This is a genomic window from Pseudomonas sp. ADAK2 (assembly GCF_012935755.1).
GTDB lineage: Bacteria > Pseudomonadota > Gammaproteobacteria > Pseudomonadales > Pseudomonadaceae > Aquipseudomonas.
On sequence record NZ_CP052862.1, the window covers coordinates 3,700,709 to 3,726,223 of the forward strand.

Below are 25,515 nucleotides of genomic sequence, written 5' to 3' on the forward strand. Positions count from 1 at the left end.
TTTGATGGAAATTGAAATGACCGACCAGACTACCCGCCTGCCGATCCGCCGCGCCTTGATCAGCGTCTCCGACAAGACAGGGATCCTCGAATTCGCCAAGGAGCTTGAAGCCCTGGGTGTCGAGATCCTCTCCACCGGCGGAACGTTCAAGCTGCTGCGTGACAACGGCGTTGCCGCAGTGGAAGTCGCGGATTACACCGGTTTCGCGGAAATGATGGACGGTCGGGTCAAGACCCTGCACCCGAAAATCCACGGCGGGATCCTCGGTCGTCGCGGTATCGACGACGCAATCATGAACGAGCACGGCATCAAGCCGATCGATCTGGTGGCGGTCAACCTGTACCCGTTCGAAGCCACCATCAACAAGCCAGGCTGCGACCTGCCGACCGCCATCGAGAACATCGACATCGGCGGCCCGACCATGGTCCGCTCGGCAGCCAAAAACCATAAAGACGTGGCCATCGTGGTGAATGCCAGCGACTACGCCAACGTCCTGGAAAGCCTCAAGGCCGGCGGCCTGACCTACGCTCAGCGTTTCGACCTGATGCTCAAGGCCTTCGAACACACTGCCGCCTACGACGGCATGATCGCCAACTACATGGGCACCGTGAACCAGGCCGCTGACACCCTCTCGACCTCCGGTCGCAGCGAGTTCCCGCGCACCTTCAACAGCCAGTTCGTCAAGGCGCAGGAAATGCGCTACGGCGAGAACCCGCACCAGAGCGCGGCGTTCTACGTGGAAGCCAAGCCTGCCGAAGTCGGCATCGCCACCGCGACCCAACTGCAAGGCAAGGAACTGTCGTACAACAACGTAGCCGACACCGACGCCGCGCTGGAATGCGTGAAGAGCTTCGTCAAACCGGCCTGCGTGATCGTCAAGCACGCCAACCCGTGCGGCGTGGCCGTAAGCCCGGACGCCGAAGGCGGCATCCGCCAGGCTTACGAACTGGCCTACGCCACCGACACCGAATCCGCGTTCGGCGGCATCATCGCCTTCAACCGCGAACTGGATGCTGAAACCGCCAAGGCCATCGTCGAGCGTCAGTTCGTCGAAGTGATCATCGCCCCAAGCGTCAGCGAAGAAGCCCGCGCCATCGTCGCCGCCAAAGCCAACGTGCGCCTGCTGTCCTGCGGCGAGTGGTCGGCTGACCGCGCCGCTGCCTGGGACTACAAGCGCGTCAACGGCGGCTTGCTGGTACAGAGCCGCGACGTCGGCATGATCAGCAGCTCAGACCTGAAAGTCGTGACCAAGCGTGCTCCGACCGAACAGGAAATCAACGACCTGATCTTCGCCTGGAAAGTGGCCAAGTACGTTAAATCCAACGCCATCGTCTACGCCAAGAACCGTCAGACCATCGGTGTCGGCGCGGGCCAGATGAGCCGCGTGAACTCCGCGCGTATTGCTGCGATCAAGGCTGAACACGCCGGGTTGCAGGTGGCAGGTTCGGTGATGGCCTCCGACGCGTTCTTCCCGTTCCGCGACGGTTTGGACAATGCGGCCAAGGTTGGCATCACTGCGGTGATCCAGCCAGGCGGCTCGATGCGTGATGCCGAAGTGATTGCCGCTGCCGACGAAGCCGGCATCGCCATGGTCTTCACTGGCATGCGCCACTTCCGTCACTGATTGATCGTTCCCACGCTCTGCGTGGGAATGCAGCCCGGGACGCTCTGCGTCCCAAGAGCGAACGCAGAGCGTCCATTGAGGCATTCCCACGCGGAGCGTGGGAACGATCAACCCCCACAGAATTAGCGTCATCCGAGGTTTTTGAAATGAATGTTTTGATCATTGGCAGCGGTGGCCGTGAACACGCCCTGGCCTGGAAAGTGGCTCAGGATCCGCGCGTGCAGAAGGTTTTCGTGGCTCCGGGCAACGCCGGCACCGCCATTGAAGCCAAGTGCGAGAACGTCGCCATTGACGTGCTGGCCCTTGAGCAACTGGCCGATTTTGCCGAGAAGAACGTTTCCCTGACCATCGTCGGTCCGGAAGTCCCGCTGGTTGCCGGCGTTGTCGACCTGTTCCGCGCCCGTGGCCTGGATTGCTTCGGTCCGACCGCTGGCGCAGCTCAGCTGGAAGGTTCGAAAGCGTTCACCAAAGATTTCCTGGCCCGCCACAAGATCCCGACTGCTGACTACCAGAACTTTACCGAGATCGAGCCGGCCCTGGCTTATCTGCGTGAGAAAGGCGCACCGATCGTGATCAAGGCCGATGGCCTGGCCGCCGGTAAAGGCGTGATCGTCGCCATGACCCTGGCCGAAGCCGAAGACGCCGTGCGCGATATGCTCGCCGGCAACGCGTTCGGCGACGCCGGTTCCCGCGTGGTGATCGAAGAATTCCTCGATGGCGAAGAAGCCAGCTTCATCGTGATGGTCGACGGCAAGAACGTACTGCCGATGGCCACCAGCCAGGACCACAAGCGCGTCGGCGACGGCGACACCGGTCCGAACACTGGCGGCATGGGTGCCTACTCCCCTGCCCCGGTCGTGACCGCTGAAGTGCACAAGCGCGTCATGGACCTGGTGATCTGGCCGACTGTGCGTGGCATGGCCGATGAAGGCAACGTCTACACCGGTTTCCTCTACGCCGGCCTGATGATCGACAAAGCTGGTAACCCAAAAGTTATCGAGTTCAACTGCCGTTTCGGCGACCCTGAGACCCAACCGGTCATGCTGCGCTTGCAATCGAGCCTGGTGCTGCTGGTCGAAGCAGCCCTGGCGCAAGCCCTTGACAAGGTCGAAGCGCAATGGGATCCACGTCCGAGCGTCGGCATTGTATTGGCGGCAGGCGGTTATCCTGGCGACTACGCTAAAGGCGTGGCGATCAACGGTCTGGATGCAGCGGCGGCACTGGAAGGCAAAGTCTTCCACGCCGGTACTGCGCTCAAGGACGGTCAGGTGGTGACTGCCGGTGGTCGGGTGTTGTGCGCCACGGCCATGGGCGCCAGCGTCGATGCTGCCCAGCAGCAGGCTTACAAGCTGGCGGCCAAGATCGACTGGGAAGGCAGCTTCTATCGCAAGGACATTGGCTACCGCGCCATTGCCCGCGAGCGTGGCGAAAATCAGGAATAGGCCAGCCATTCGGCCAGGCAAGGGCGTGATGCCCTTGCCGGACTATTCCGGCGCCGCGCATAGTTATATTCTGGCATCAACCTACGAAGGGATTTCGCCGTGCGCTGGCTCAGGATTGCCATAGGTCTTACCGTCACTCTGTTGACCTTGCTCTGCATGCTCCCGGCCCAGGCCGCGCAAGGCAGTGGCTGGTCGGTATTGCTCGACGAACAGGGCGACCTGGCGCTGAGCGACATCCGCTCCGCTCGCTTCACCAATCAATTCAGCCCCATCGAACTCGACCGCCTCACCGCGGCCGAGCCCGACGGTGCGTTATGGCTGCGATTCAGACTGGCACCGGGCAAGCACGAACAATTGCTGCGAGTGTTCGCGCCTGACCTGTCGCACCTCAACCTGTATGTGCTGGACGGCGACAAGCTGGTCGAGCAACTGAACACCGGCACCCAACAACCCCAGGCTGATCGGCCGTTGCCCAGCAGCGACTTCATGCTGCCGCTGCCGCAAAGCGACAAAACCCTCGACGTCTACCTGCGACTGGTTTCCGAACACCAGTTGCGGCCTTACATCACCCTGCAATCGGCGGTGATGACCGCGGCGAATCAGAACCTCACGCTGATCTACGGCCTGTTGTTCGGCTGCATCGGCATGCTGATCCTGCACAACATCGTGCGTTACGCCTACACCCGCTCGCGCAGCAGCCTGTGGCTGGCCGCCTGCGAATTCCTGTTGATGCTCAGCCTGATCCTGTTGCTGAACCTGGCCGGGCCGTGGTTGCCGAACTGGCACGCAATCCAGACTCCTGGTGCCTATCTCGCCTTGTTGCTGACGGCACCGTGCGGCCTGATGTTCGCCTATCGCTTCTTTGCCCCGCTGGGCCCGCACCCGCTGAACAAACTGCTGCTCGGGGCCATCCTGTTCACGGTGGTCTGCGGGTTGCTGCTGTTGTTCGTCAACACCCTGCCGCTGAACATCATCACCTACGCCCTGGTCGCGCTCGCGGGCCTGAGCATGCTGTTTGTCAGCGGCTTCCACTGGCAAAAAGGCTATCGCCCGGCGCGGCTGTTCGTGGCCGCGATGGTGGTGTTCAACATGGGTGCGCTGATCATCCTGCCCGCGCTGCTGGGGTTGACCCTGGTGGCGCCGCAAGGCCTGATCATCACCTTGCTGGCCTTCATTTGCATCAGTGGCCTGCTCATGAGCATCGCCTTGGGCGAACGCCAGCGCAGTATCACCGAAGACCGTTTCAGCGTCAGCCGCGACCTGGCGGCCAGCAATGCCGAGATCAACGCCAAGGCCGAATTCCTGGCCAAGATCAGCCACGAAATCCGTACCCCGATGAATGGCGTGCTGGGCATGACCGAACTTCTGCTGGGTACGCCGCTGTCGGTCAAGCAACGGGATTACGTGCAAACCATCCACAGCGCCGGCAATGAACTGCTGACCCTGATCAATGAGATTCTCGACATCTCCAAGCTCGAGTCCGGGCAGATCGAACTGGACGACGTGCAATTCGACCTCAATGCCCTGATCGAAGATTGCCTGAGTATCTTCCGCGCCAAGGCCGAGCAGCAGAACGTCGAGCTGATCAGCTTTATCCAGCCGCAAGTGCCACGGGTGATCAGCGGAGATCCGACCCGCCTGCGCCAGACCCTGCTGAGCCTGTTGGAAAACGCGCTGAAAAAAACCGACGAAGGCGAGATCCTGATCGTCGTTGCCCTCGACGAACGCAGCGCCAAACCGCGCCTGCGCATCGCCGTGCAGGACAGCGGCGTGCCGATGGAAGCCGAAGAGCGCGATGCGCTGATGCACGCCGAACTGCACAGCAAGCACTTCCTCTCGGCCACCCGCCTGGGCGGTAATCTGGGGCTGGTGATCGCTCGCCAATTGATTCGCCTGATGCAAGGGGAATTCGGGATCAAGAGCGGCACCAATCAGGGCAGCACCCTGTGGCTGACCTTGCCGCTGGACCCGGACCGCCTCGAACACCCGACCTCCGATCTCGATAGTCCGTTGCAAGGCGCGCGCGTACTGGTGGTGGACGACAACGACACCTGCCGCAAGGTGCTGGTGCAACAGTGCAGCGCCTGGGGCCTGAATGTCAGCGCCGTGCCGTCCGGCAAGGAAGCGCTGGCGTTGCTGCGCACCAAGGCGCACCTGCGTGACTACTTCGACGTGGTCTTGCTGGACCAGAACATGCCCGGCATGACCGGCATGCAACTGGCAGCCAAGATCAAGGAAGACCCAAGCCTGAACCACGACATCCTGCTGATCATGCTCACCGGCATCAGCAATGCGCCGAGCAAGATCATCGCCCGTAATTCGGGGATCAAGCGCATCCTCGCCAAACCGGTGGCCGGCTACACGCTCAAGACCACCCTGGCCGACGAGCTGAACCAGCGCAACAAAGGTCAGGCCGTGTCGCATCACCTGCCCGCCGGCCCGACCCTGCCGGTCAAGGTGCCCAGCGATTTCCGCATTCTGGTGGCCGAAGACAACAGTATTTCGACCAAGGTCATCCGCGGCATGCTGGGCAAGCTCAACCTGCAACCGGACACCGCCAGCAACGGCGAAGAAGCCTTGCAGGCGATGAAGGCGCAGCGCTACGACCTGGTGCTGATGGACTGCGAAATGCCGATCCTCGACGGCTTCTCTGCTACCCAGCAATTGCGGGCGTGGGAAGTCGGCAACCAGCGGATCCGCACCCCGGTAGTGGCGCTGACCGCACACATCCTCGCCGAGCATAAAGAACGCGCACGGCAGGCCGGCATGGACGGGCACATGGCCAAGCCGGTGGAGCTGTCGCAGTTGCGCGAACTGATTGAGCATTGGGTGGCCCAGCGTGATCAGCAGAACCGGGTCACGACGCAAACGTCCTGAACCCACAGACGCCATGGCGCCTGATAGACTCCGCCTCGACTTCCCTCGCCAGTGAGCTAGCACCATGCTCCATGTGTTGTTCAGCGTTTACCTGAAGATGCTGGTGCTTTACAGCCCATTCTTCGTCTTGTCCTGTTTCATCAGCCTGACCCGCGGTTACTCGCGCAAGGAGCAACGGCGCCTGGCCTGGAAAGTGGCGGTCGCAACGCTGGTTTCCAGTGTTTTGCTGTACCTGTTCGGGCGGGTAATTTTCAGCGTGTTCGGCATCACCGTGGATGCGTTCCGCATCGGCGCCGGCAGCGTGCTGTTCATCTCGGCACTGGGCATGGCCCAAGGCAAGTCGGCGGTACAGACCGACAACGTGCAGCAGGACGTGACCATCGTGCCATTGACCATCCCCCTGACGGTCGGCCCCGGCACTATCGGTGCATTGTTGGTAATGGGCGTGAGCCAACCGCATTGGGACGACAAACTCACGGCGATTCTCAGTATTGCCCTGGCCAGTTTTACGGTAGGGGTGGTGTTGTATCTGTCCAATCGCATCGAGCGGATTCTGGGTGATCAGGGGTTGCAGATTGTCAGTCGGTTGATGGGGTTGTTTGTGTGCGCATTGGCGGCGCAGATTATTTTTACCGGGGTGAAGGGGTACCTGGTGCCGTAGACGTTTTGTCAGACGCTGGCACCCCGCCTCCTTGTGCGCCTTGACCTGTCGCGCGGTGTAAAAGAGATCAATCCAGTTTTACAATCTCGCCCTCGCGCCGCGTACTGAGTATCGACAGAACCGTTGATCGGGAAAACTCTTCGTACTCCTCACTTAGCTGGGCCTGAAAGCACGATAGATGAACGCTGCCATTGATACGGTCAGCCATAAACTTTTGATTCATTAAGTTTGAGTTCAACGGCTCGGCGACTGCAAAGCTAATTCTCAGCATCTTTAACGTCGCGGTTTCGTCGACAAGGCCGACTTGCATCCGGATTCTGGTCAGGCCTTGGCTATCCATTGAATCGCTCGGTCCATTAACCGGCTCCACAGCGTGCCGCGTCAGCACTTGCAGGCTCGTGCGGGGCGAAGCACCAGCGGAAAGAGACTGTAGAGCCGGACTGATTAACGCTATTTGCTCATGTGAAAAAAAACGGCCCAACACGTTGTCGAAAACACTGGCAACCGATACGTGGCCTTCTCGCCCTAATGTATAAACATCCCCCACCGTTCCAAAAACACTAAAATGCAACCTGCGCAGCAATATCGAATACACCTCGCACCACGAATCAAAGTCTTTAAACTCCGGATACTTATTAGTTGATGCCAGCTGCATGTAAAGCGTAGAAGCCGTAAAGTCATCACGCTGCGAACTTTCCAGCATTGGAGATAAAACTAAAACACTACCCCCACTGACATAACTGTGACTGCCCATAATTTGAACCTCCTCCTGGCAAAAAAAAGCCAAGCGCGTTAACGCTTGGCTTCCAAAAAATTACTTGATGCCAAATTCCAGTTCCAGCGCTCTGTCCGCGGCCTCAAAGAACTCATTGGCTCTAGCTTCTTTCCTGGCGGTGTAGTCATCTTCATAAATGGTAAAAGTGGCTTTACCTTGGTACACCTGTGCTCCGGAATGTAATTTGTCGAAGAAGGCTACTTTTGTGTTGCCTGCGTCAGTGAAATAGGAAGTTGATCCCAGCACCGCCCAGACATCCTCTCCGGCGTCCTGCGCCACGGTCATTACCCCCATCGAGGCGCCGTAGGCTTTCTGGCCGTTTTTCTCATACAACTTCAGCGCTTCCGGGCTCTTCGCCAATCCTTCGATCGTCTTGTTCGCGACCGCTTTCAAGACGGCCGCGGTGGAGCCAGCAACACCACCGATGGCTGCCTGAACAATATCGAGAACAATATTGCTCATGGTAAGACCACTGTATTTGGAATCATAACCCGTATAAGATTCGTGCATTTTGGTCCACCCCATCGCCTTCATACCAAGGATGTAGTGCTCCCAGCGTTGAACCTGCTGTTCTTTTTTTGGATATTTGATTTCAGCGGTAAGGTCTGCAAAAAACTGAGTCCGCTTGATAATGGTCTTATAACGACGACTCATACCTTGGGGAAAACCAATCAGCGTTGAATTCGTAATGGCCGCATTCAATTTATCTGTATCAATGGGCAAACTCACTGCAGCACGCATTGTTTGACGGGGTGCCAATGCCTGGAGCACTGGCATGCAAGTTTCCATACAGTCATTAATAAATGCCAGACTTTCGGCTTCGGTCATTTTCAGATCAAGTACATCATTCACAATCAAAGTTCCTTTTTAATAGATATGAGCCAACTCCGGCCCGACGAGAAAATTAACGCACTCCGCGCTCCAACTTCAACTCAACAAGAAGAACAAAACATTTCAAAGCCGGCGCACCAGCAACTAAAGAAGAACATTACGCACTATCACAACTCAAACTAACAAGAGATCAAATACCCACGACCCCCTATAAAAATCAAACAAACAGACGAATATAAGGTGGCCCTACCACGGCCACCGACGATCGAACAATGACTTGTTCTCCAATCCTCAGACTGAAGCGCACCGAGTGTCAGAGATCATGCTTGCAATTCTTCTTCTGCAACTTGCACGGCTGGCAGAAACGCTTTTAGCGCTTCACCCGCCGCAGGCTCCGGGTTGACCGCCAAAACACGCGCCAAGGCCGAAACGGCAAAGTCCCGATAACCACTTATCGACAGCAACACCTCCCCCCGCAGCGTGACATCTTTCGCATTGGCGTCACGAAAGATCAGGCTATGGCACGTATCAGGATCGAGTATCACCAAGTGTTCATCCGTCAGACTGACGATCAGTTGCTCAGGTGAATCCAGCGTCAATGCCAGGATTACCGGTACTGTGGCCTGGCTGCCCAAGGGTGGCCGGCAGTCGACGATCACCGACTCCAGTCTTCGCCAGGCCGCCTGCGACAGTCGACACGTAGTACCGCCATGGCCCAGCCGCAAAACCAGGGTAGTCACGTCATCGGGAATCAGCGGCAGTACATCATCGAGTGTCGAGTTGCTTTCAACGGTCAGCGTGTCGACGTTGCGTTGCATGTACGCCAACGGCACGACGGTCTCGGTAAGCGGATAGCTGCGCAATACGCCATCGGCGCCGTCGAACAGCATGACGTTGGTCTGCTGCCGAGTACCCACCACAACGGATGAGTCGGGATGGGCGACGTTGGCCGCGTCGATCAAACGCCCACTGCTGCTGACAAACCATTGTTGGCGCCACGGATGAGCCACGCGAAGCAACGGCGCGCAATGCTGCCAGTTCTCCACGAGCGCACGCAGGTGTCTGGTCAAGGCACTGTCGTGTGTCCGCACCCATTGGCTGTCGACACCGGTGATCAATGCAGGCTCTTGATGGTTCAGCGCCATCTCGATGCCTTCCACGGTCGTGGCCAGCAGGCCGGCGCCACGGCGCGTCACGTCGGTGAAGACCCATGGGCTCCATGACGGTTGTGGTGTTGGCAGTGCTTCAGGCGCCAGCAGCCGGGTGCCCTCACCAAAGGCCTTTGACAGTTGCTTGTCGTCGATAAAGGCCTGGCGATAGATCTCGCCAGTAGTGACGTCAAACAGCCAGGCCGCCTTACTGTCCGGGGTAGGCCCCAGCAATCGCACTTCCTTGCCATGCCCCGGATCGGCCAGCAGCAAGCGACCTTCAAGGTACCAGGCACATAACCGCGCATCACCGCGAGCATTGCTCAGTCCGATCAGGGCCAGCGTGGCCGAAGGTACCTGCGCGACGACCGCAGGTAACTGCAACCACCATTGCGGCCGGTCCTTGAACCAGGCCTCGGTCACTCCCCTCAATTGCAACTCGCCCTGAGGTGTCACCTCGTAGTACACCCCCTTCTCGGTCAGCGCCACGCAACCTTCTTGCGCCACCACAACGTTTTTGAGACCTTCGAGGGACTTCCACTCGACCGTCAGCGCTACCTGTTCATCCACCATGGTGCGACGCTGTACGCACAGTCGCGCGCTGGCGTGTCTGTAGATGACAAATACATCGCCGTCAGTGCCGGCTGGCGTCAGCAGACTCAGTTGGTTCTGGTCTTTCTCCAAGTCCGGCCACCCCCGGGCGTGGTGTCGCGGCGGTATCGGTCGAACAATCAAGCCGTCGCTGCTGCGCACCCAACTCATGTCGCTGCGGCCTTGTTCCGGATTCCAGTGAATGGCAACGAACGCCGCCAACTGCCAGGTCGATGTATCGAAACGTTCGAGCGAGGGCACCGTGGGCCATGCGATGTAATCGCCCAGTAACGGTTTCCAGTCGACCAGCGTCGATGCCAGCCCCAGAACGTCCTCCAGGGTGGTATCGAGACCTCGGGCCAGCGAACTCAGGAACGCGCCGTCGTCGGTCAGTAAATACTCGACACTGTAGTTCTGGTCATCCTGAATGAATGCCTGGACAACCTTGACCTCGCCACCGGGTAATGCGGTGCATTGAGTGATGGTGGACGTTCCGGTCTTGAGCATCAGGCGATAGCGGTGGCTGATCAAGCCGCTCACCGCATCGGTCTTGAACACGTCAGCCCCCTGCGGGTGATAGAAATACGCGGAACCATCGACCACGGCACCCAGCTGCGAATCGTCGGGCACCCGGGCATCGTCGTCCTGAATGTAGAGGAAACGGTCTTGGGCCGAGTCGTAGTAGGCGGTGGTGTAGCGTTGTTCCTGCGGGTCATCGAACGGGATCAAAAACTTGTGCACCGGGGTGTACGGCTGCTCCAGGCGATGCTCCCGCGCCAGTGCCTTGAAGTGCGTTTGCAAGGCCCGTGCATCCGTTCCCGGCGTCGCGTCCACCTCCAGGGGCATCAGCACCTGTTGATGATGGTCGATCCGATAGCGGTTATTGCCCGCCAGATGGAGGGTGATATCGAAGCCGGCCTTGCCGCTGAATGTGATGTCGACCCCGCCGATTTTCAGGCCTGCGCCGCGCACGAACTGAACGTCCTCCACCTGCGCCCAGCTCGCCACTAACACCCATTGCAGGGTCTTGAGCAGCGAAGACTTGAGCTCCACGTTGATGCCTTCGCTCAGCATCAGCGTGCAAGGCGCATCGCCCGCTTCGATCTCATAGGCGATCCGGTCATGCCAGCTTTTGAGCAGCGTCGGCACCACCAGCGTACGGGACTCATCGTCGAGTGTGACCTGGATGACGGTTCTGGTCCCGGGGCGGTAAGCCGGGTGAATCGCCTGGACGATGTATTCCCCGGGGAACGAATAAAACGTGAAGAGAAACTGCCACTGTCCCTGCGCGTTCTTCGTTTCCAGGCGACGAGCGATATCAAAACCGGTGTCATGCCGCGTCGAGGCAAAGGGCAACGAATGGTAGTCGTAGCCATAAAACGTTTGAGGTGTGCAGGGCAGGATAATCACCTCACCGGCGGCCGGGCTGAACCTGGCCGAGCCAGGCAACCCAAGGCTTTGGCGGAGATTGATCGCACGGTCGTAATCGACATCGAAATCCGGTACGCCGAAATGATCGCGCAGCGGGAACAACCGCTGACTGCCATACGTCACCACGCCGTCGCGCAGGTTCAGGCTCTGGATCACCAGTTTCGGATGCGCCTGCCAGGCCTTCTGTTTCTTGTCCCAACTGAAGGCAGCGCCGCGATAGGCCTGATCCAGTTCGTAGAAAAACACGCCAACCTGTTTCGACCGTTCGGCGACCATGGCGAAGCCCTCGGCCAATGCCGCCACGCCCACGGCCAGCCCGCCGACTATCACCGACGCCCCGCCCAGGAAAGCAGCCGCCGTAGCAGCCGACGCCAGGCCGGCGCCCATGCCGGCAGCACCGAGCACGAGACTGGCGTAGTCAAAAGCGAGTTGAGTGCTGAACCGGGCGACGTCGACATCGTTGTCCGCCTGGCTCAATTGGTAGAGATCGAACCCGACGTTGACCATCCCCAGCACCGTACCGAGACCTTCCCCCGCTATACGTCCCAGCGCTTCGCCCGCCACCGTGGAACTGGTCTCGGCAATCAGCCGCTCCTGGGCCAGACCCTGACGCACCAGGCTAATGACACCTGCGATATCCGTGACCAGACCATGGATCAACTGTGCGTAGTTCACATAGGCGTGCAGGCGCACCGCCAGGGTCAGGTTCCGATCCTCTCCGTCGTGGCTGCGTAACAGCTTCATCAGGGCCTGGATCGCGAAACCGACATTGAGGGTGTGTACCGCGCCAACGTTGGTCGGATCAAGCGAGCCGACCCGGCGCGTGGTCAATTGGTCGAAGAGTTCGGTGAGATGGTTCTTGATGCGCAAGAACCGCGAATCGTCGGTTGTCACCCGCACCAGTTGCTCGGGGCTGCCGGGCTTTTCAGGTTTGATCAGGCTCAGGTGATAGTCGCCACTGGCGTTGATTTCCAGGGTCTCGAATAACGGGATGAAGTCGGAGGTCAGCTTGTTTTTGCCCAGCAAATCATTGCTGGCCTCGGTGATTTGTTGTCCCCACCAGTGACTGTCCAGCTCCATCAGGCTTTTACCCAGTCGCGGGTTGTTCACCAGTGACTGGCCGCGGGCACTGGCCAGGCGTTTTCGCCCACCGGGCGCGTCGATCCCTTTCAAGTCGCCGGGCGACAGCACATCTTCTACCCGCACGCCGGGGGCCAGTTCCAGTTGCGCAATCTGTGCGCCTTGCACTTCGATCAGGTCAAAGGTCGGCAGACTGCGTTCGCCGTAGGCGCTGTAAAACTCGGCCATGCCCATCGACCCGAAATAGCTGTTGAGCTCACGGAGCATGGCCTCGGGCGTCGCAAACTCAACAACGCACACGTTCGGATCGTAGAAGTGATAGGCACTGCGATCACCGTCCCACGTCTTGGCCACCAGCATGGCGTGGTTGTCGGCGTTGAGCATCAGGGTACCGGTCGTCGTCCGGGCTTCAAGTACCTTCACGACGTGTTGCAAGCTGAGGCGCGGGGGAATTCCGACCTCGCTCACATCCACGCTATGCAGCGCTTCGATGGCGCGCATGAAGGTTTGCGAATGGCTCTGCTCACGCGTCTCAACGCTCAGGAAGAACCGCTCGCGCAGTGTTGTGACAGCCGCGTCACCCTTGGCAATCGCTGCCGCCATGGCAAGCACCAACGGGTAACACCGTCGACCGATGGTGTCACCGAATCCATCGTACAACAGGTTCTGAGGCACAAACCGGGCTTCACCTTCTTTGAAAGTTTCCATCAGGTCAGCGGCACGCTCGGTAAGCCGGTCACGGAATTCGGCTTTGGCGACTTTCTCGATCCTGGCGACCCGCCGCCCCCATTGGCGCAGGCTCAAGGGCGACTGCAGGGCATTTTTCTTCAGCAGCAACGCCGTTTCGGTTAGCGCCAAATCACCGTGCTCCGAATTTTTGAGCCCCGCCACGAACTCCGAGCCCTTGTGTTTGAGCAACTGCTCTTCGATCACCGCATACTGGCTCGCGACGCCTTGATTACTCAGTCTTGCAGCCAGGTCATCGAGTTCTCCGGTCATCGCTGCAAAGCTGCGATTATCCAGTGACTCAAGCCCCAGCACTGGACCGAGCAGCAAGCGCTGGGCGGCACTTAAATGCTCCTTGAGCCACGAACCACTGGCCAGGCGTTCAAGCACTTCAATAAGGGAAAGGTCCCGAGTCGTGGCGTCGCTCAGCGTGACGGGCGGGAGTGCCAAAGGGTCTTGAGCGATGATCGCCTGTCGATCGTCAAAACTCAGCGGCAGTAACTTGTCGAACGTTACGATGCCATCAATGCCTTGACTCATCGCTTTGAAGAATGGCTCGCCGAAGTGATCGAGCAGCCGCTGGAGGATATCGGTCAACAACACATGTCGGCCTTCGATCAAAGGCCAGCCTGCGTCGAACTCGATGGATTGGCGTTTGAGCAGTTCTGCCATGTCACCTTTGTAGTGGGCTTTGAATAGCCCTTGTTTCCATTTTCCCTGTTCGCTGTCGCGCCATTGCTCCCAGTCTGTTATCGATTCCTTCCAACTATGATCTTGCTCTTCTTCAGTGAAGTAATTGAAACCTTGCCTCAGTTCCGCTTCCTTGCGGAACTGTATGGCCGCATCGGGCGTAAGATTTGCCGCTTCGTAGAGGTCCATGCCCACCCGCATGGCATCCGGGCCGGTCATGAAAATCGTTGTTTGGGCCTTGGGGATGAGCCCATCCGCCATATAGCTCGTGAGCGCGTCCGCGCGATTGATAAATTGGGGTTCCGCCAACGCCAGCGAATGCTCTCTGCTTGCAAAGAGCTCCTCGGCGTTTTGCACTCGTTTTTGATCAGTGATGGAGACCCCTTGAGTAGTCGACAGAACAACGAACTCATCTCGTAATTCGTACATGAATCGCACACGGTCCATCACCGACTCAATGACCTTGGATTTTGGATGAGCCATGAGGAACGAATTGTTCAAACTTGTGTTATCGACAAAAGCCGCTCGTAATGCGTTGCTGGCAACATTCAGATCCCGAGTCGCCGTAAAAATATCAGGAATGGACGGATGGCTATTGGCGAATTGCTCCAACTTACTCAAGTATTGCGCAGGAATCTCTTCGATGTACCTGGCATATTTTTCGGCCACCTTCACACGGCCGGGCATGAGATGGGGGTTACGTTCAAAGATCAGTTGCAAGACACCCAGATTGGCTTTCGGTCCGATAATATCTTTTGATGGCGTCTCACCCAGTTCATCCACAAATGCAGGGAGATAATCGCTGTCACAATAAATACCACCCTCGTTATAGAGTACCTGGTAGCGCACAACATCCGAGGCGGCGGCAAGATTAGCGCGTAACCCAATCTCCCGTTCATAGATATCAAACAAGGGAAAGGACCCGGCAGCGGGACGAATATCCACCAATTGCAATTGAGCGTCAGTCAGTGCCTGCAAGGTGTTCAGGTTGCGTTCCCGAAGCGCTCTGAGCGCACTTTCGTTTTGCGCATAGCCTCTAACCAGCAAATCGATTCGCGCCTCATCGGCACTGACTGGCGCGTTCGTAACGTGGTTGAACACTTGTTCTTTCGAAGCGGCTACGCGCTCCTCGTACAAATCGGCCAGTTCGAAACCTGAAATGCCCGCTGCGTCACCGCCCTCTTTCATGGCGTCAGCCTTGGCCGCTTCTACCACGATACGATTGGTCTCGTACGCCAGTAAGGCGTCACTGTCATACCACAGTTTTAGTTCATAGCCTTCTGCCGCCAATACTTGTTTCCAGACATTTATATAGTCTCGCTGAATCTCCCCAATGCCACCGCCGAGCCAGACAAAATGCAGCTTCTTGGGAACTTGCGGTAATGCGCTGTTCAGCGTCTCGACACTCTGCGCCACGCGGACGCCGTAGTCGCTAACCTTTTGATAAAGATCGAGTACAGTCTCTGCACTGTTGTCGGCAGACAGCGGTTCCTCCGTATCCCGGCGTGCGCGTACCGGGGAAGTCAGTGAGCCCAATGCTTCATCCAGCAATGCCAACGGGTGAAGCAGCGCCTGATCATTCTCGGCGTCAATGCAGCCCTGGTAATAACGAAAAATGGCCTTGTACTCATCCGTCGATTTATAAGGCTCAAGCACGCGCTCCAGTTCGGAAAACTTTATAAGATCGGCAACACCGACATACTCATGACCACTCACAACTTCCTGTTGACTCATAGTTAAATATCCTTATTTAACAAAACACATCATTGGGCACAGCCGAGCACATAGAACAGGCGCGGCAATACGGCGCTTGTAACAGGCTAATCAGACGGTAATATTTATTCGCGATCCGGATCATCACCGGCCATCCAAACTAACGACTCATCCCAGACTTATCAAATCGCAAAGATATTCAATTAGTTTCTACACAACTTGAAACTCCAGCAACTACCCGATAACTAATACTGGATATAACGAGTGCTAAAAAAAAACGCCTCAGAAGAGGCGTTTTCACTCAACCCGCAGGCTTGTCGCCATACCATCGCGGCGTATAGACCCACTCGCCGCCGCCGACACGTGGGAATACGCAGGTGGTAGACGAACCGATCAGCACCATCGTGCGCATGTCCACTTGATCCGGGGTCAACTGCCCCAGCGTGGTCACACGCAAAGTCTGGCCCGGGCGACCAATGTCACGCCCCAACACCACCGGCGTTGCGACAGCTCGGTGCTGCGCGACGATCTCCAGGGCGCGTCCCAATTGCCACGGGCGCGAACGGGAGATCGGGTTGTAGAAGGCCAGGGCCAGGTCGGCCTGAGCGGCCAGATCGAGGCGTTTCTCGATGATCGACCACGGCTTGAGGTTGTCCGACAGCGACATCACGCAGAAGTCATGCCCCAGCGGCGCACCGGCCTGGGCGGCCGTGGCCAGGGAGGCAGAGACGCCGGGAAGAATCTCCAGATCGACGTTGTGCCAGGTGGCATCGCTCGACTCGTGCAAGGCTTCGAGCACTGCGGCGGCCATGGCGAACACGCCGGGATCACCGGACGACACCACCACCACCGAGCGCCCCTGCGCCGCGAGTTCAAAGGCGTGACGGGCACGCTGCATTTCTTCGCGGTTGTCGGTGCAGTGCATCACCTGATCGGGGCGAAACGGCCCGGCCATGCGCACATACGTCTCATAACCCAGCACGTCATTGGCGCGGGCCAGTTCGGCCTTGACTGCCGGCACCATCAGCTCGGCGGCGCCGGGACCGAGGCCGATCACCGCCAGACGCCCGCGGGGGCGGCCGATCAGCAATGGATCGAGGGGGTCGGAAGCGACGGCGATGGCCATCGAGTCGTTGATTTCAATTGATGTCAGCAGCCCCGGCACTGCGCTTTCGGCCAGCTCAAGCACACTGCCGGGGCATGCACTGAAACGCAGCGGCACACCCAGTTCCAGCGCCGCCTCGCGCAGCGCCGGGTTGGCCATTTCGCTGTCATCGGCCAACAAACAGGCCAGTGATTGCAGGGCAATATTGGCGTCATGCAATGCGGTGCGAATGGCTTCGGCTGCTCCCGCCGTCAGCGCCACGATCACATTGCGCGGATAAATCAGCAGTTCATTAGCGTCCGGCTGACGCTCGACATGCCCGACATGAATCGCCAATCGTGCCTGCTGATCCTCCGGCAATTGCGCTTCGGCCAACCACGGCGCCGGACCTTCGATGCGCACCGATTCGCCCGCCAGCAAATCCGAAACGAAGCGCTTGCCCAACTCCAGATCGCCGAGGGCGTAACCGCTGGGCGGGTTGAGCAGGCAGGTGCCAAAACGCAGTTCACCGCTGGTGGTGATGGCGGCGGCGACGTCCAGCGCAGCCGCGATCTCGCGCGCCAACACATTCACGCCGCCCAGGCCACCGAGCAGCGGCACCACGGCGCTGCCGTCTTCGGCCACGGCCAGCACAGGCGGTTCGACACCTTTTTCCAGCAACAACGGCGCCAGGGTGCGGATGACAATGCCCGCCGCACACAGGGCGATAATTGGCGTGTCGAGCTGATAGAGCTCGCGCAGGGTCGCGCCGAACGCTTGATAGTCGTGGTCGGCACCGTCGACCCGCCCGGCCAGGCCGTGGATCACTGCATCCGGGTAGCGCTGCTGAATCCGCCGCGCCGTAGCGAGGCTGCCATTGCCGAGGATGACAATGGCCGGAGCACGACGGCCCATCACCCTTGCCACCGCTCGCCGGGCACGATGATCAGCGAGAAGTACGGCGAGGACATCGGCTCTACTTCATCCAGCGGGACGATTTTCTGGTTGGCCATGGTCGCGCGCTCGACGTACAGCGCGCGCCCGGCCAGACCGAGTTCTTCCAGCACCTGACGCACCTTGGGGAAGTTGCGCCCCAGCTTCATGATCACCGCCGCATCGGCATCGGCCAGACGCCGCTTGAGCTCGTCGTGAGGCAACACGCCGGACAACACCGACAGGCTCTGATTGCGATACACCAGCGGCGAACCCAGTACCGAAGCGCCGCCGAGCATTGAGCAGACACCCGGCACCACTTCGGCCACGTAGCGCTCGGCCAAGCGATCGTGCAGGTACATATAGGAGCCGTAGAAGAACGGATCACCCTCGCAGATCACCGCCACATCGCGGCCGGCATCCAGATGCTCTGCAAGCTGTTCGGCGGCGGTGTCGTAGAAATCGCTGATGACTTGCTCGTAGGACAACGGCGCCGGCAACGCTTCGGTGGTCACCGGGTACACCAGCGGCAGCAGGTTCTGCGCCTCTTGCAAATGCGCTTCGATGATGCCGAACGCATTGCCCTTTTTGCCTTTGGCGACGAAGTACGCCACCACCGGCGATTCGCGCAGCAGGCGCAGGGCTTTGACGGTAATCAGTTCCGGATCACCGGGGCCGACGCCCAGGCCGATCAAGCGTCCAGTTGGCTGCATCATTCGATCTCCGTGGCGAGGGCGTTGACGGCGGCGGCGGCCATGGCGCTGCCGCCCAGCCGGCCTTGCATGATCACGAACGGCACACCGCGACTGTCCGCCGCGAGCATCGCCTTGGATTCGGCGGCACCGACGAAACCCACCGGGAAGCCGAGGATCAGCGCCGGTTTTGGCGCGCCGGCGTCGATCATCTCCAGCAGGTAAAACAGTGCGGTCGGCGCATTGCCGATCACTACCACGCTGCCTTCCAGGTGCGGACGCCATAGCTCCAGCGCGGCGGCGGAACGGGTGTTGCCCAACTCTCGGGCCAACTCTGGAACGCTGTCGTCACGCAGGGTGCAGATCACTTGATTGTTGGCGGGCAGGCGCGCGCGGGTCACGCCTTCAGACACCATCCGTGCGTCGCACAAAATCGGCGCACCGGCGGCCAAGGCATCGCGCCCAGCCTTGCCGGCACCTTCGGAGAATTGCAGACCGTCGATGGCCTCGACCATGCCGCAGGCGTGGATCACCCGCACCGCGAGTTTTTCCAGGTCGGCCGGGATGCGTTCGAGGTTGGCCTCGGCACGAATGATCGCGAAGGAGTTGCGATAGATCTCCTGACCGTCGCGGATGTAATCAAGCATCAAGGGGGCTCCGTGAGCGGGCGTCGAGCAAGGCCGCGACCGCTTCAATAGTAAGGTTGCTTGCATGCAGCGCGCCGAAACCCGGCAGCGTGGCATCGCGAAAATAGAGGTCGTAGTGACCGGCAGAAATCGCCAGCAAGGTGACTGGCGCAATGTGCGCGGCGGCGCAGGAACGCGGGCAGCCGGACAGGTGAACATCCAGCACTTGGCCGTGGCGTTGCAGCAATGCCGCCAGTTGCAGGGCATCGCCCTTGGTGTCGGCCAGGCCTTTGCCGCAACCGGCGGAACCGGTGCAGGCGATCAGATGCGCCATGGCATCGTCGACGGAACAGCGCAGGCCCAGTTTTTCCAGGTTGTGGATAACTTCAGCAGCGTCGCCCTCGTGGATATTGGGCAGCAGCAGGCTTTGCCACGGTGTGAAGCGCAGGCTGCCATCGCCGTGTTCGCGGGCCAGTTGTGCGGCGCCCCGGAGCATGCCGGAGTCGAGCCGGCCCAGCGGCGGCACCGCGCCGACATAAACTCGGCCTGCTTCACGTTGTGGATGTGCGCCGAGATGCAGGACACCCGAAGCACGCGGCACACCGACGACAGACAATAGCGGTACACGCTCGGCCAGTTGCGCGACAAACCCGGCCAGCGGGTATTCGGCCAGTAGATGACGCATGCGGGTCTGCTCGGGGCGCGCCAGGTCGAGGAACACATCGAGCACTGCGATCACCAGTGCGTGGCCGTGCTCCAGTTGCACCGCGCCCAGGGCCACGTCCGTCGGGCAGCCGGCCAGGCCGAACGCCAACAGGCACTCGCCATTTTGCTCGACCGCGCTCAACCACAGGTCATGGTGATGTTCGAGCATCGCCAAGCCTTCGCCGCCGTCGAGTTGCACGGCGAACTTGGCGCTCAACCCGTGGAAACGTTCATGGCTTTGCAGGCTGTTGAGGATCTGTTCGGCCAACGGCCGCGTATCGAGCAACATCTGCCGATCAATCCCGGCGCTCGGGCTGAGCATCAGGTTGCGCACATCGTCGCCCGCTGCGGTGCGTGGTCCCAACCCGGCAGCCAACAGGCTGTCGATCAACGCCGCTTCTTCACAGCCAATCCCGCGAATCTGCAGATTGGCGCGGTTGGTCGCCTCGATCACGCCGCAGGCGAAGCGCTCGGCGGCATTGGCCACTGCGTCAGCCTGATCGGCACTGATCGAACCGCCATTCAACTTGATCCGACAGATACCGCCGTCCAATGCCTGGACGATACGCAGCAACCCCGGGCAAGCCGAGGGGCGTAAGGCGGTGGACATCGGGCGTTCGTTCAAGGGGTGACCGGCTGGCTAGGAGTGCCTGAGGGGCGAAAAGCCGCCATTATGCCTGCTTTGCCCCCAAGCATGAAAAGCCGGCGGGCAGAATGCCGTCGCCGCCGTCTCATCACAGACCGGATCCAGCACCGGACATTTTGGTGGACATACTCTGGCCACAGGCTACACCGGGCAATTTTCAAACCGGAAGATTAAACTCGATGGAGTCCACTACTTGTCGCAACTCCGACCGGCTAGCGTCCATATTCCGACGATTGATCGTAAAACGCTGCGCTCTAATATCCAATTGAGACATGACGTGCTGGACTTTCCAGAACAGATAATCGGAACTCCACGAGCTTACAATCAGGCGCATATCAGTGACCCAGAGCTCAATTCTGTTATCGCCGATTATCGAAATCGGCAACACTCGCATATCGCCATCCCTTCGAATACTCCCATTGAAGGTTTCACGCGTCTCCTGATGGCTTTCAATCATCGATACCGCATCCAGGGACACCTTTAACTTGTTAGGGCTGATTTTTGATTTCATCACGTCTACCCAGGCGGCCATCAGGCTTCCTCGATACTGTTTATCGATCTTTTCTACGGGTTGACCTTCAATAACCCAGCCAACGGACCATAACGCCCCGGTATATTGTTCAAACCAATCGGCTGGATAGTACTTGCGATTAGCTCTGGCATCCGCGCGCGCCTCAGCATACGCAATACTGTCCTTTACAAAACGCTTGTCTTGTTTCGATAAGCCCGCAAAAAAACTCATCACATTACTTTGCACCATCGAGGCACTTTGCCCTTCGGCTTCTTCTGACAAACCCAAGTCACGCCTGGCACTCACATCTTCTTCCATGATCACATTTTCTCCTGACTATTCTAACTAGTAATGAATCAACAACCTGCAACACCGCCAAACTAACAACAAACATTTAGTAAGTTAACCATCAATGTTGTACATCGAATTTCGGGCGGACCAGGCTCAAAGCCAATAACTCCACTCCCCATGTCAATGCACAATTGAAAGCGTCAGGCCCTGACGACCGCGTTATCATGCTGACTTTAAAACACGCTGCTGGTTGAGATACGACATGACACCCTGGCTGACAGTAATAGGCATCGGTGAAGACGGCTTCAAAGGCCTGGGCAAGAATGCCCGGCGGGCCTTGCTGGGCGCTTCGCGGATCATTGGTGGCCAGCGCCAACTGGATTTGCTGCCGGTGTGCATCCGTGGCGAGCGGCAGTTGTGGCCGAGTCCGTTTTCCTTGGCCCCGGTGCTTGAGCATCGCGGCGAACCGGTTTGCGTGCTGGCCAGTGGCGATCCGATGTTCTTTGGCGTGGGCGCCAGCCTCGCGCGACAGGTGCCTGCGGAGCAGATGCTGATCCTGTCGGCGCCGTCTTCCTGCTCCCTCGCAGCGGCGCGCATGGGTTGGCCGTTGCAGGACGTGGTGACGCTTTCGGTAGTGGCGCGCCCAGTGGCGGCGCTCAATGCGCAGCTGTTCAGTGGCGTACGGTTGTTGGTGTTGAGCAATGACGGGCAGAGTCCGGCGGCGATTGCGGCGCTGCTGCGTGAACGAGGTTTCGGACCGAGCCGGGTGACCGTTCTGGAACACCTGGGTGGTGAGGCCGAGCGGCGCATCGATGGGGTTGCCAACGACTGGACCTTATCAGGCGTTGCCGATCTCAATGTGATCGCCATCGAATGCATCGCCGAGCCCGGCACCCCACGCCTGTCGCGCCTCGCCGGTTTGCCGGATTCGGCCTTCAAACATGACGGCCAACTGACCAAACGCGACGTGCGCGCCATCACCCTCGCCCGCCTCGCGCCGACACCCGGCGAATTGCTGTGGGACGTCGGCGCCGGCAGCGGTTCGATCGGCATCGAATGGATGCGTGCTCACCCGAGCTGTCGGGCACTGGCCATCGAGGCCGATGACGGTCGGCAGTTGTTGATCGAACACAACCGCGATGCCTTGGGCGTCCCGGGCCTGCAATTGATTCGCGGCAGCGCACCGCAGGCACTGGCAGAGCTCGAACGCCCGGATGCGATCTTCATCGGTGGCGGCGTGACCCGCGACGGTGTGCTCGACAGTTGCTGGGCGGCATTGAAGCCAGGCGGCCGACTGATCGCCAACGCCGTGACCCTGCAAAGTGAAATGACCCTGATGGCCTGGTACGAACAACATGGCGGCGAACTGACGCGCATTCATGTCGCCCAGGCGCAACCGTTGGGCGAGTTCGACACCTGGCGCCAGGCGCTGCCGATTACCTTGCTAGATGTGACGAAGCCACTCGATGCGTGACGAAACCGCCGAACAACCCGCGCCCCTGCGCAGCGGCCTGACCACCGGCAGCTGCGCCACGGCCACCAGCCTCGCCGCTGCGCGACTACTGCTCAGCGGCATGACGGCGGACGCTGTCGAGATCGTTCTGCCCAAGGGCAAACAGGTGCAGATGCGCCTGGAATTCTGTCGCTTGAACGACGATGGCGCCGAGGCCGGAACGATCAAGGACGCCGGTGATGACCCGGACGTGACCCACGGCGCGCTGCTCTATTCCCATGTGCGCCTGGGCGCCGAACCGGGGATTCGCTTTATTGCCGGCCGTGGCGTCGGCACAGTGACGCGCCCCGGTCTGGTGTTGAACGTCGGCGAACCGGCGATCAACCCGGTGCCACGCAAGATGATCACCGAGCACCTGACGTTGCTGGCCGAGGAATCGGGTTACAGCGGCGGTTTCGAGGTCACGGTCAACGTCGAGGGCGGCGAGGCCCTGGCGCTGAAAACCATGAACCCGCGCCTGGGGATTCTCGGCGGGCTGTCGATCCTCGGCACCAGCGGCATCGTCCGGCCGTTTTCCTGCGCGGCTTATATTGCCTCGATCCACCAAGGTATCGACGTCGCCAAAACCAACGGCTACCTGCACATCGCCGCCTGCACCGGCAATGCCAGCGAAGACACCATGCGCCGGGTCTACGACCTGCCGGAAATCGCTCTGATCGAAATGGGCGACTTCGTCGGCGCGGTGCTCAAGCATCTGCGTAAAGTGCCTGTGGATAAACTGAGTATCTGCGGCGGCTTCGGCAAGATCAGCAAACTGGCGGCCGGCCATATGGATCTGCACAGTCGGCATTCGAGCATCGACCTGCCGCAACTGGCTGAGTGGGCGGCGGCGATGGGTGCTGATGGTTCTTTGCAGCAATCGATTCGTGAGGCCAATACCAGTCAGCAGGCGTTGGCCATGGCCCGCGCTGTCGGCATCGCATTGGGGGACGAAGTGTGCCGACATGCGCTGGAATTCGCCCGCAGCGTGGTGCCGGCGCAGGTGCAGGTCGAGGTGTTTGCGATTGATCGCCAGGGCGGGATTGTTGGCCATGCGGGAGCGTTCCAATGAAGCGTGTGTTGTTGCTCGGTGGCGTGACGGAAGCGTTGGCCATCGCCCGGACGCTTGGGCCGGAACATATTTATAGCCTGGCGGGTGTCGGTCGGGTGCCGACGGATTTGATTTGCCAAGTGCGGGTCGGTGGTTACGGCGGAGCCGAAGGTCTGGCGCAGTTCATTCGCGATGAAGGCATCGAATTGCTGCTCGACGCTACCCATCCCTATGCCGCGCAAATCAGTCAAAACGCCGCCACCGCCGCGCAGTTGAGCGGCATCCCGTGCTGGGCGCTACGGCGTCCGGCCTGGCAACCACAGGCCGGGGACGATTGGCGCGAAGTCAGTGACTGGACGCAATTGATCGATGCGCTGAAACCCTTCAAGCGACCGCTGTTCACCCTGGGTCGCGAGCCGTTACAGCACCTGCACGAAATCCCGCCAGAGCAGTTCTGGACCTTGCGCGCACTCGACGTCTACCCCGGTAACGAACGCTGCGAAGTCATCGGCGCCCGTGGACCGTTTGTGGTCGAGGATGAGCGGGATTTGTTCGAACGTCGGCAGATCGATGTACTGATCAGCAAAAACAGCGGCAGCACCGCCACCGAGCCGAAATTGGAAGTGGCGCGGGAGCGAGGGGTGCCGGTGCTGGTGTTGAAGCGACCGGTGTTGGCGGGGGTTGATCGGGAGTTTGGGTCGGTGGCGGACGTGCTGACAGCCCTGAAAGCGGAAACCACCACACACCTGTAGCAGCTGGCGAAGCCGAACGCAGGCTTCGCCAGCGGCTACAAAAAAGTGGGAGTCCTGAGTTGTACGGCACTGGCAAACTGAAAATGACGACTATCATGAAGCTTATGAAGGCAGCTTGCTGCGACACCACACCGCACACCGCTTTTTTACTTATCGGCCCTGATCAGGCTAAATAGCCGCGCCTGATCGCCCACCCCACCGGATCTGTCCCATGTCCCGACAACGGCTCGCATTTGCCTGGATCGCCTGCTTTGCAGTGCTGTTCAATATGCTCGCCATGCCGATGACCGGAGCGATGGCGCAGTCGGCGAAGTCACCCGCCGAGCAGTTGTTGTGGGGCAGTTTCTGCACGTCCAGCGGGACGAAGATGGTGGCGATTTCCCTGGGTAAACTCGACCAGAAAACCCCGCAAAACGACGATCATTCCAACATGCAGCATTGCTGGTGCTGCTCAGGCTCGGCGCCACTGGTGGCGTTGCCGGGGCATGTGCCGCAGCTGTATTTCGCGCGGTTCGAGGCTAATCGAAGCCCGCCCGCCGCCTCTCTCGATACACCTACGCCGCGCCAGCAATGGCCGAGCCTCAACCCCCGCGCCTCCCCTCTGGTGTGATTCCTTCTCGCAATTGACCTGCGTTTTGAATCGTCCTGGAGAACTGCCATGTTGAACAAACTCATCGTTCTGGCCGCGTTGCTGCTGCCTGCCTGTTTCGCCAATGCTCACGAATACAAGGCCGGCGAACTGGAAATCGCCCATCCGTGGTCGCAGGAGTTGCCACCCAACGCGCCGACCGTCGCGGCTTACTTCGTGATTCACAACAACGGCAAAACCGCTGATCGATTGTTGAGTGTCGACTCGACGATTTCGGGTGAAGCGCAGTTGCATGAACACGTCATGCAGAACGATCTGATGAAAATGCAGCAGGTGCCGAGCGTCGAAATTCCTGCGGGCGGCAACGTCACGTTTGCGCCGATGGCCTATCACGTGATGCTGCTGAACCTGAAAGATCGCAGCCTGTTGAGTGACGGCAAGCAGTTCCCGTTGACCCTGCATTTCGAGAAGTCCGGCAACGTAACGATTGAAGTCTCGGTGCAGAAAAAGCCGCCTGAAGACATGCAGATGCACGCTCACGCCCAATAGACACC

At 59.5% G+C, this 25,515-nt stretch carries 17 protein-coding genes; 9 read left to right on the forward strand and 8 right to left on the reverse strand.

Annotation, left to right across the window (positions count from 1 at the left end; genetic code table 11):
* Positions 1-16 precede the first annotated feature (16 nt).
* From purH to HKK52_RS17180, 4 genes are all read left to right on the forward strand, one after another.
* Complete coding sequence (gene purH, locus HKK52_RS17165; protein ID WP_169371809.1) at positions 17-1,624, forward strand: bifunctional phosphoribosylaminoimidazolecarboxamide formyltransferase/IMP cyclohydrolase; 1,608 nt, start codon at positions 17-19, stop codon at positions 1,622-1,624.
* A 146-nt stretch (positions 1,625-1,770) separates the two neighbouring features.
* The gene (gene purD / locus HKK52_RS17170; protein WP_054044030.1) at positions 1,771-3,066 is read left to right on the forward strand and encodes a phosphoribosylamine--glycine ligase; all 1,296 of its coding nucleotides are present in this window, start codon (positions 1,771-1,773) and stop codon (positions 3,064-3,066) included.
* Positions 3,067-3,165: 99 nt separating this feature from the next.
* Positions 3,166-5,943 (forward strand): hybrid sensor histidine kinase/response regulator, encoded by a 2,778-nt coding sequence (locus HKK52_RS17175; protein ID WP_169371810.1) that lies wholly within the window; start codon positions 3,166-3,168, stop codon positions 5,941-5,943.
* A 64-nt stretch (positions 5,944-6,007) separates the two neighbouring features.
* Entirely contained in the window at positions 6,008-6,604 is a 597-nt protein-coding gene (locus tag HKK52_RS17180; RefSeq protein WP_054044032.1) for a MarC family protein, read from the forward strand.
* A 67-nt stretch (positions 6,605-6,671) separates the two neighbouring features.
* On the opposite strand, the gene HKK52_RS17185 is transcribed toward HKK52_RS17180, so the two are convergent.
* The 8 genes from HKK52_RS17185 to HKK52_RS17220 all read right to left on the reverse strand — a co-directional run bounded on the left by HKK52_RS17185 (position 6,672) and on the right by HKK52_RS17220 (position 21,104).
* Positions 6,672-7,358 carry a hypothetical protein gene (locus HKK52_RS17185; RefSeq protein WP_169371811.1) on the reverse strand — a complete coding sequence of 229 codons (687 nt, stop codon included), beginning with the start codon at positions 7,356-7,358 and terminating at the stop codon, positions 6,672-6,674.
* Positions 7,359-7,418: 60 nt separating this feature from the next.
* Positions 7,419-8,231: a hypothetical protein gene (locus HKK52_RS17190; protein WP_169371812.1), complete on the reverse strand. Its 813-nt coding sequence runs from the start codon at positions 8,229-8,231 to the stop codon at positions 7,419-7,421.
* Between the two features lie 299 nt (positions 8,232-8,530).
* Positions 8,531-15,610: a TcdA/TcdB pore-forming domain-containing protein gene (locus HKK52_RS17195; RefSeq protein WP_169371813.1), complete on the reverse strand. Its 7,080-nt coding sequence runs from the start codon at positions 15,608-15,610 to the stop codon at positions 8,531-8,533.
* 280 nt (positions 15,611-15,890) lie between these two features.
* Positions 15,891-17,588, reverse strand: a complete 1,698-nt coding sequence (cobJ, locus tag HKK52_RS17200; RefSeq protein ID WP_169371814.1) for a precorrin-3B C(17)-methyltransferase — start codon at positions 17,586-17,588, stop codon at positions 15,891-15,893.
* Positions 17,588-18,319 carry a precorrin-2 C(20)-methyltransferase gene (locus HKK52_RS17205; protein WP_169374257.1) on the reverse strand — a complete coding sequence of 244 codons (732 nt, stop codon included), beginning with the start codon at positions 18,317-18,319 and terminating at the stop codon, positions 17,588-17,590. The genes cobJ and HKK52_RS17205 overlap by 1 nt, the downstream gene beginning before the upstream one ends.
* Complete coding sequence (locus tag HKK52_RS17210; RefSeq protein WP_169371815.1) at positions 18,319-18,945, reverse strand: precorrin-8X methylmutase; 627 nt, start codon at positions 18,943-18,945, stop codon at positions 18,319-18,321. Before HKK52_RS17210 ends, HKK52_RS17205 begins: the two co-directional genes overlap by 1 nt.
* Complete coding sequence (gene cobG / locus HKK52_RS17215; RefSeq protein WP_169371816.1) at positions 18,938-20,239, reverse strand: precorrin-3B synthase; 1,302 nt, start codon at positions 20,237-20,239, stop codon at positions 18,938-18,940. Before cobG ends, HKK52_RS17210 begins: the two co-directional genes overlap by 8 nt.
* Positions 20,240-20,432: 193 nt before the next feature.
* The gene (locus tag HKK52_RS17220; protein ID WP_169371817.1) at positions 20,433-21,104 is read right to left on the reverse strand and encodes a hypothetical protein; all 672 of its coding nucleotides are present in this window, start codon (positions 21,102-21,104) and stop codon (positions 20,433-20,435) included.
* Between the two features lie 235 nt (positions 21,105-21,339).
* Here HKK52_RS17220 and cbiE point away from each other — a divergent pair, with 235 nt between their 5' ends.
* From cbiE to HKK52_RS17245, 5 genes are all read left to right on the forward strand, one after another.
* Positions 21,340-22,551 carry a precorrin-6y C5,15-methyltransferase (decarboxylating) subunit CbiE gene (cbiE, locus tag HKK52_RS17225; protein WP_169371818.1) on the forward strand — a complete coding sequence of 404 codons (1,212 nt, stop codon included), beginning with the start codon at positions 21,340-21,342 and terminating at the stop codon, positions 22,549-22,551.
* Positions 22,544-23,641 (forward strand): cobalt-precorrin-5B (C(1))-methyltransferase, encoded by a 1,098-nt coding sequence (locus HKK52_RS17230; RefSeq protein ID WP_169371819.1) that lies wholly within the window; start codon positions 22,544-22,546, stop codon positions 23,639-23,641. Before cbiE ends, HKK52_RS17230 begins: the two co-directional genes overlap by 8 nt.
* Positions 23,638-24,372, forward strand: a complete 735-nt coding sequence (locus HKK52_RS17235; RefSeq protein WP_169371820.1) for a cobalt-precorrin-6A reductase — start codon at positions 23,638-23,640, stop codon at positions 24,370-24,372. Before HKK52_RS17230 ends, HKK52_RS17235 begins: the two co-directional genes overlap by 4 nt.
* A gap of 211 nt (positions 24,373-24,583) precedes the next feature.
* The gene (locus HKK52_RS17240) at positions 24,584-24,982 is read left to right on the forward strand and encodes a DUF2946 domain-containing protein (protein ID WP_169371821.1); all 399 of its coding nucleotides are present in this window, start codon (positions 24,584-24,586) and stop codon (positions 24,980-24,982) included.
* Between the two features lie 48 nt (positions 24,983-25,030).
* Positions 25,031-25,510 carry a copper chaperone PCu(A)C gene (locus HKK52_RS17245; RefSeq protein WP_169371822.1) on the forward strand — a complete coding sequence of 160 codons (480 nt, stop codon included), beginning with the start codon at positions 25,031-25,033 and terminating at the stop codon, positions 25,508-25,510.
* Positions 25,511-25,515: the final 5 nt, after the last annotated feature.

Bases quoted from the DNA above. Each gene is read 5' to 3' on its own strand.
- HKK52_RS17195 (WP_169371813.1), bottom strand. From the start codon at position 15,610: ATGAGTCAACAGGAAGTTGTGAGTGGTCATGAGTATGTCGGTGTTGCC.
- purD (WP_054044030.1), top strand. From the start codon at position 1,771: ATGAATGTTTTGATCATTGGCAGCGGTGGCCGTGAACACGCCCTGGCC.
- HKK52_RS17245 (WP_169371822.1), top strand. From the start codon at position 25,031: ATGTTGAACAAACTCATCGTTCTGGCCGCGTTGCTGCTGCCTGCCTGT.
- HKK52_RS17230 (WP_169371819.1), top strand. From the start codon at position 22,544: ATGCGTGACGAAACCGCCGAACAACCCGCGCCCCTGCGCAGCGGCCTG.
- HKK52_RS17210 (WP_169371815.1), bottom strand. From the start codon at position 18,945: ATGCTTGATTACATCCGCGACGGTCAGGAGATCTATCGCAACTCCTTC.
- HKK52_RS17240 (WP_169371821.1), top strand. From the start codon at position 24,584: ATGTCCCGACAACGGCTCGCATTTGCCTGGATCGCCTGCTTTGCAGTG.
- HKK52_RS17220 (WP_169371817.1), bottom strand. From the start codon at position 21,104: ATGGAAGAAGATGTGAGTGCCAGGCGTGACTTGGGTTTGTCAGAAGAA.
- purH (WP_169371809.1), top strand. From the start codon at position 17: ATGACCGACCAGACTACCCGCCTGCCGATCCGCCGCGCCTTGATCAGC.
- HKK52_RS17185 (WP_169371811.1), bottom strand. From the start codon at position 7,358: ATGGGCAGTCACAGTTATGTCAGTGGGGGTAGTGTTTTAGTTTTATCT.
- HKK52_RS17235 (WP_169371820.1), top strand. From the start codon at position 23,638: ATGAAGCGTGTGTTGTTGCTCGGTGGCGTGACGGAAGCGTTGGCCATC.
- cbiE (WP_169371818.1), top strand. From the start codon at position 21,340: ATGACACCCTGGCTGACAGTAATAGGCATCGGTGAAGACGGCTTCAAA.
- cobJ (WP_169371814.1), bottom strand. From the start codon at position 17,588: ATGGGCCGTCGTGCTCCGGCCATTGTCATCCTCGGCAATGGCAGCCTC.
- cobG (WP_169371816.1), bottom strand. From the start codon at position 20,239: ATGTCCACCGCCTTACGCCCCTCGGCTTGCCCGGGGTTGCTGCGTATC.
- HKK52_RS17205 (WP_169374257.1), bottom strand. From the start codon at position 18,319: ATGCAGCCAACTGGACGCTTGATCGGCCTGGGCGTCGGCCCCGGTGAT.
- HKK52_RS17180 (WP_054044032.1), top strand. From the start codon at position 6,008: ATGCTCCATGTGTTGTTCAGCGTTTACCTGAAGATGCTGGTGCTTTAC.